The organism is Novipirellula sp. (genome assembly GCF_041583735.1).
In the GTDB taxonomy this organism is placed as follows: Bacteria; Planctomycetota; Planctomycetia; order Pirellulales; family Pirellulaceae; genus Novipirellula.
In genome coordinates this window covers 1-3,260 of the sequence record NZ_JBFHFD010000822.1, presented here as the reverse complement: position 1 = coordinate 3,260, position 3,260 = coordinate 1, and the positions used below count along the sequence as shown (strand labels likewise).

At 55.8% G+C, this 3,260-nt stretch carries 2 protein-coding genes; one reads left to right on the top strand and one right to left on the bottom strand.

Going from position 1 to position 3,260, the window contains the following annotated elements; genetic code table 11:
- Positions 1-258: 258 nt before the first annotated feature.
- Entirely contained in the window at positions 259-1,683 is a 1,425-nt protein-coding gene (locus tag ABX962_RS33265) for an autotransporter outer membrane beta-barrel domain-containing protein (RefSeq protein ID WP_372725980.1), read from the bottom strand.
- Positions 1,684-1,999: 316 nt separating this feature from the next.
- Here ABX962_RS33265 and ABX962_RS33260 point away from each other — a divergent pair, with 316 nt between their 5' ends.
- Positions 2,000-3,112, top strand: a complete 1,113-nt coding sequence (locus ABX962_RS33260) for an HD domain-containing protein (RefSeq protein ID WP_372725979.1) — start codon at positions 2,000-2,002, stop codon at positions 3,110-3,112.
- Positions 3,113-3,260: the final 148 nt, after the last annotated feature.

Sequence of the window (3,260 nt, the reverse complement as noted above, 5' to 3'; positions counted from 1 at the left end):
GATCGCACGACGGCGGTATCACAATTACATTTTTTATCCTTCCATTTTCTAACCTCCTCTTCGTCCGCGCTAGGTCGTATTGCGGCGGCTCACGCCCGCGAATCGTCCCACGCGTGCTAGTGCCTTGCATCGTGCGATGCCGATCGAAGGGGAAGCAAGGTTAAAAAATGGCAGGTTAGGAAATAGCGGGAATCGAAGACGAGCACCAAGTTTGCAGCCCGAAACAGCCTCAATATTTCCTGCCCGCATGACGCTCTGTTATCGCGTCCAGACCACGCCGCCGCTGCCGGTGTGGAATTGGCTACGGTCGTTGACCTGCAGATCATAGTTGCCGTAGAGCGTTAGCGCCGCGTTGCGATTGCCTTGTAACCCGATGCCTACCAATGCCCAGTCGCGGCCCAGGTCCAAGCCGTTGGTTGCAAAACTGGATCCGCTCTGGGTGCCAGTGACACTAGTCGATGGATCCAGGTACTCATGCATCCACGAGGCACGGGAATTAGGCGTCCAACGCCACCCGTAATGACCATTCAGGTGACGGCTGCCATAAAACTTCGAGCCAACCATGCTGCGGAGCGAATGGGCATCGACATCGTCGATCGATGCTCCGCCGGACTCCACATGGTCGTCTTGATGGACCCAAACGTATTGCAGGGCGACATTCGGTTGAACCGTCACGCCACCAAGGGTGCGTGTCCAACCGCGTTCTAGGTAGGTGCCAGTTTGTACGCCGTCAAAATTGCCGGTAATGCCACCGGTGCGAGACGTGTCATAGTCGTCGTACGCCGCGTTGCCGGCCAGCGTGTAGTAGTTGCCATCGTGATCGTTGCGGTGCAAAAACGTGCCAATCATCCCGCTGTTGACGTTCGCCTCGGAACCGTTGTCCGTGCTAACGTTTTGATAGCCGTACGTGCCATAAAATCCAACCATCGTATGCGCGTCGACGTTGCGGAACAGACCCAACTGCGTGCCGCCGGCACCGTAGTCGAACCCAGCCACACCGAGGTGACCGTCGGCGCTGCCGCCGATCCCGTAGCCTTGCATCCAACCACCCCAACCGCCTCGCGTCAGCGGTGCACTTCGGTAGCTGGTCTGCTGGAAGGACGGTTCTTCGTAACTGACCAAACGGACCGATGCATCGTCGCCACCTGCGGTATGTGGGGGCGGGGTGAGCGAAGTCAGGTCAAACGAGTTGGCACCGCCAGAGAAACTGCTGGCCATGCTCGTGATTTGATGACTCAGCGATTGGAACTGATAGTTTTGGTTCTGGAATTGAGCCTGCGTCGTGCTGCCGAGCAATTGACCAGCTTCAAATGAGGCGAGCTCAAAGATGAAATTAATGGTGAAGTCACTAGCACTAAAATCATCGTACCAAGAGAAGTTATAAGTTCCCGGCGTAACCGAGGATGCTGTTCCGTGATCCAGCAAATTGCCCTCCTCACGGCGCCAGATCGTCAACCATGAGTCGCCATCACTCCTCAGATAAGTATAAAAAAAAGAACTGTTCGTACTCACGTTCACGGCAGAGATTGACTCGCCGGCCCCTACGGTAACAGTTGCATCACCAGAGTAGTGGTCGGCTTGCGTAATCGTTGTATTGGACGAGTTGATAAACAAGGATGGGGGTGACGCCTGTGCGGTCGTCACACATGCAATCAGCGTTAACGTGGTCAAAAATCGAAACATGCAATGTTCTCGGTGGTCTGCAAAGTGACGGATGGACTCTCTGTAGCTATCGTTCGGACTGAGCCGTGCAATACCTATCGTTCGGACTGAACCAAACAATGGAGTAACACGGTTTTCGCCGTTCCCAATCGCTACAAACCTCACGATGCACAGGGGGGGACCACAACCGCTCCAATCTAGGCTGATAGTTGGCGACACAGCGGTGAGCCTTCAAAAAAAAACATCTTGACAGTCGGGGCGAAACGACGAAGACTGGAGATGTGACTTAACTCTTCTTTGCTCGATCTTTCTCGGTTTGCTTCGCCAAACCTTTTGAATGTCATCGCCAAAACTTCGCCGCCAAATTGCTTGGGAAGCGGCACGCTTGATGTACTCGCGTGAGTGTAGCGAATACTTTAACGCGAAACAAAAAGCGGCCCGCCGGATCTATAAAGGCTGGATCAAGCCAGCCGACTTGCCCACCAACGCCGAAATTCGTGAACAAGTCCAATTGCTTGCTCGAATCAGCGAAGGCGACCAGGGGTATTCCAAACGCCTGCTGGAGATGCGACTGCGAGCCGCATGGTGGCTACGAAAACTGACCCCATTTCACCCCAAATTGATCGGCAGCGTGCTGACCGGCAGTATCCGTGAAGGCTCGGATATCGACATCCACGTCTTCGCCGCTTCGCCAGAGTCGATCGCCATCGTGCTGGATGAGCAGGGCGTTTTCTATCACATGCAGCGTAAACGGGTCGAAAAGAATGGCGAGCAACGTGTGTTCACCCACCTGCACGTGCGAGATCAATTCCCGGTGGAATTGACGGTGTACCATCCGTCACTGCTAGGGTTCAATTTCCGCAGTTCGATCACGGGCAAACCGATCGAACGGGCTGGAATCGGGGAACTGGAACGTGTGATCGCGATCGAACATGACGTCGATGCGAACGGACAAGCCGAGCAAATGTTGACAATGGATGCATGCCCCGATCGCTCGAATGTATTCTTGTCGCTGCTAGTGCCACTGGAAAACGTGCGGCAAAGCCCGCGTTACCACCCCGAGGGGGACGCGTTGTTTCACAGCATGCAGGTCTTTGCACTTGCGAAAGACGTGATGCCGTACGACGAAGAGTTTTTACTGGCGGCGCTACTGCACGATGTCGGCAAGGCGATCGATCCCGACGATCATGTCGCCAGCGGTCTGGAAGCACTCGAGGGATTCATTAGCGAGCGAACCGCCTGGCTGATCCAGCATCACATGGAGTCGCATAAGATCCAGGACCGCACGATCGGAGCGCGACGCCGTAAACGTCTGGCCGCTCACCCGTGGTTCGAAGACTTGTGCCTACTGGGCGATTGCGACCGCGCGGGCCGGGTCCCCGGAGCGGAGGTGGAAGAGCCCGAAGAGGCGCTGGAGTACATCGAGCAGCTTGACGAGATGTTCGAGTAGGGCCGGTGGAAACCGGCGCTTCACAAACCGGCCGGTGGAAACCGGCGCTACGACGATTAAAGGATCTTCAGCAAGATCCACTACTTTCCGCCGATGGCTCGGCGGAAGGAGTCGAAGGCGTCTTGGTAGGCCGCCGGCGGTGGCGTTC

Excerpts from the sequence above, each read along its gene's own strand:
- ABX962_RS33265 (WP_372725980.1), bottom strand. The coding sequence starts at position 1,683 with ATGTTTCGATTTTTGACCACGTTAACGCTGATTGCATGTGTGACGACC.
- ABX962_RS33260 (WP_372725979.1), top strand. The coding sequence starts at position 2,000 with ATGTCATCGCCAAAACTTCGCCGCCAAATTGCTTGGGAAGCGGCACGC.